General features: G+C 69.4%; 3 protein-coding genes. All 3 read right to left on the bottom strand.

What is annotated here, in order from left to right; all coding sequences use genetic code 11:
* Positions 1-126: 126 nt before the first annotated feature.
* Positions 127-1,374, bottom strand: coding sequence for a class I SAM-dependent methyltransferase (locus AB4Y86_RS15445; RefSeq protein ID WP_441403076.1), 1,248 nt, complete (start codon positions 1,372-1,374; stop codon positions 127-129).
* A complete protein-coding gene (locus AB4Y86_RS15440) occupies positions 1,371-2,801 on the bottom strand; it encodes a class I SAM-dependent methyltransferase (RefSeq protein WP_441403075.1) in 1,431 nt (476 codons plus the stop codon). Before AB4Y86_RS15440 ends, AB4Y86_RS15445 begins: the two co-directional genes overlap by 4 nt.
* Positions 2,798-3,177, bottom strand: a 380-nt coding sequence (locus AB4Y86_RS15435; RefSeq protein WP_441403074.1) for a DUF1365 family protein, incomplete at its 5' end; no start/stop codon positions are given. The genes AB4Y86_RS15435 and AB4Y86_RS15440, both read right to left, overlap by 4 nt.

The raw sequence follows: 3,177 nt of genomic DNA, 5'->3' as shown, positions 1-3,177 counted from the left end.
GTGGCACGAAGCACTACATCCAGTGGTCGACGGCACAGCAAAGCACAGCACGGCGTAGAAAGGGCGGGCACCGGTCGGTGCCCGCCCTTTCCCCACGCTTTTCCTCGAGCAACTCGCCGGGGCCGGCTACTCCGGCCGGCTGCAGAGGATCTGCTCCACGCCCATCCGGGCCTCGGCGAAGCTGCGCAGCGCGCCGACCAGGTACAGCCGCCAGACCCTGGCGATCTCGCGACCCATCATCGCGACGGCGGCGTCGTGGTTTTCCTCGAACCGGGCATACCAGGCCTCAAGGGTCCGGACGTAGTGCCGGCGCATCGCCTCGACGCCCTCGACTTCGAGCCCGGCGCCCTCGAGGAACCCCAGGGTCTCCCCCACCGGGCGCATGTGCATGTCCGGGGCGATGAAGGACTCGATAAACGGTCCGCCGCCGGGGTGTTTGCCGCGCCGGGACATCTGCTGGACCAGCACCCGGCCGTCGGGGACCACGTTGTTGAACAGGGCGGCGGCGTACACCGGGTAGTTCCGCTGCCCCACGTGCTCGCCCATCTCAAGGGAGGCGACGGCGTCGAACGGTCCGTCGGGGATCTCGCGGTAGTCCTGCACCCGGATCTCCACCTGCCCCTCGAGGCCCCGTTCCTTGATCCGGGCGTCGATGAACGCCTTCTGCTCCACGGACAAGGTGACGCCGACGACGTCGACCCCGTAGTACTGCGCCGCGTGCAGGCTCAGCGAGCCCCAGCCGCAGCCTACGTCGAGCAGCCGCATTCCGGGCTTCAGCCCGAGCTTGCGGCAGACCAGGTCCAGCTTGTCCCGCTGCGCGTCCTCAAGGCTGTACCCCTCGGGCGAGCTGCCGTTCTCCATCCGGTCTGTCCAGTAGCCGCTGGAGTAGGCCATCTGCGGGTCGAGGATCAGCGCATAGAAGTCGTTGCTGAGGTCATAGTGGTGGCTGATGGCGGCACGGTCGCGGATCAGGCTGTGCAGCCTCCCCTTCACCCGGGCCTGGCTGGCGGGCGGCTCCGGCGGGGCGCCCAGGGCGCCGGCGGCCTTGGCGATCCGTGCCGCGCCGGCGAGCACGGCGGGGGTGGGGCGGACGCCGGACAGGCCGCGGTCCCTGACCACCTTCCACAGGTGCTCGAGCGCGGAGTTGAGGTCGCCGTCGACGTCCAGCTCACCGGTGACGTAGGCCTGGGCGGCGCCCAGCTCTCCGGGCGCCCAGAGCAGCCGGCGGATGGCGTCGGGCGAGTTCAGCCGCACTACGGGCGCGCCGGACGGGCCTGCCTCGCTGCCGTCCCACACGATCAGCCGGACCGGGAGTTCCCCGCCGACCACCGGACGCAAGACCTCCTCGATGGTCCCCGCCAGCGGCGCCGTCACGGGGCCATCCGTTTGCTGCCGGCAGTCTTGGCGGCAACGGTCTTGGCGGCAACCTTGTCCAGCACGATCTGCTGTACGTTCAGGTAGCCGGTCTCGAAGCCGGCGCGGGAATAGCACAGGTAGAACAGCCACATCCGCTGGAAGATCGCATCGAAGCCGAGGCCGCGGACGTCCTCGCCGCGGTCCATGAAGCGCTCGGACCAGAGCCGCAGGGTCTGGGCGTAGTGCTCGCCCATCGCCAGGCGTTCCCGGACCCGGAGTCCGGTCTGCTTCTCCGTGACCTCCTCGATGGCGCGGACCGACGGGATGACGCCGCCGGGGAAGATGTACTTGTGCACCCAGGTGTAGCTGGTCCGGGTCGCGATCAGCCGGTCGTGGCCGATCGTGATGGCCTGGATGGCCACCTTCCCGCCGGGGGCCAGCACCCGCTCGATGGTCTGGAAGTAGGTGGCCCAGTACTCGTAGCCGACCGCCTCGATCATTTCGACCGAGACGACGGCGTCGTACTCGCCTTCCACGGCCCGGTAGTCCTTGAGTTCGATCGTGATGGCGTCGGCATAGCCTGCCTCGGCTACGCGCTGGCGGGCAAGTTCCTGCTGTTCGCTGGAGAGCGTCACGGAGTAGACGCTGGCACCGCGGGCCGCGGCCCGGAGGGCCAGTTCGCCCCAGCCGGTGCCGATTTCCAGCACCCGGGTGCCCGCCTTGACGCCGGCTTTGTCCAGCAGCCGGTCGATCTTTGCCTGCTGCGCGGCGGCCAGGCCGTCCCACGCCACGTTCCGCAGCTCCTCGCCGCTCTCCGGGAAGAGCGCGCTGGAGTAGGTCATGGTGCTGTCCAGGAAGGTCGCGAACAGCTCGTTGGAGAGGTCGTAGTGCCGCGAGATGTTGGACCGGRTGTTTTGCTCGGTGTTGCGTTCGGTCCGCGGCGTGCGGGGCAGGTAGAGGCCGCGCAGCTTCTGCAGCGGCTCGGGCACCAGCGATCCCGCCCGGGCGGCGAAGACCTCCATCACCGCGGTGAGGTCGTCCGCGTCCCAGTCCCCCGCCATGTAAGACTCGCCCAGGCCGATCAGGCCGCCGTCGCCCAGCCGGGCGGCGAAGGCCTCCGGGCGGTGCATCGTCATGACCGGGACGGAGCCGTCATGTCCCGRGGCATGGCCCGGCGCCGCCTTGCCCAGGACGGTGCCGTCGGGGTAGCGCACCTCCAGCGGAAGCCGGCGTACGGCGGCCCGGAAGATGGCGTCCGCGGCCCGGCCCGCGAGCTTGGCTTTCAGGCCGGACGGCACGACGGCGACACTGGGCCAGATCGCGGCGTCGATGACGGCGGGTGCCTGCGGCACCGTATACGGCACGGCCGGAATGGTCTGAACCGGGTTCTTATCCGCAGGATTCTGCTGCCCGGCATGGGATCCGGTCGCTTCGGTCATGGTCACTGGACTGCCTCCTGTGAAGAGTGGTGTGGTCTTTTGATGATGGGCAACCGACGTGCCCAAAGCTTGATTCCCTGCCAGCGGATCTGCGCTGCTACCCGCAACGGCGCCAGCGGGACGGCGAGCGCCGCGGCCAGAATGTGCGGCGCCGTGGCCTCGCGCCGGACCCCATCCACCGTGGCGACGAAGGGCTTGTGCCCCTCGCGCTCCAGGACGATGGAGACTGCGAGCCGTTCCTCGGGTTCGGGCAGCTTCATCCGGTACTGGCCGTCGACGTCGTTGAACGGCGAGACGTAAAACGCCTTGGGCACGGTGGCCCGGCCGGCGTCGTCTGTCTCCAGCAGGTAGCAGTGCCGCTCCCCGTAGGTGTTGTGGACCT

The sequence above is a fragment of the Arthrobacter sp. 2YAF22_2 genome, from assembly GCF_052114645.1.
Classification (GTDB): domain Bacteria; phylum Actinomycetota; class Actinomycetes; order Actinomycetales; family Micrococcaceae; genus Arthrobacter.
This window is presented reverse-complemented; position numbering and strand designations above follow the sequence as displayed.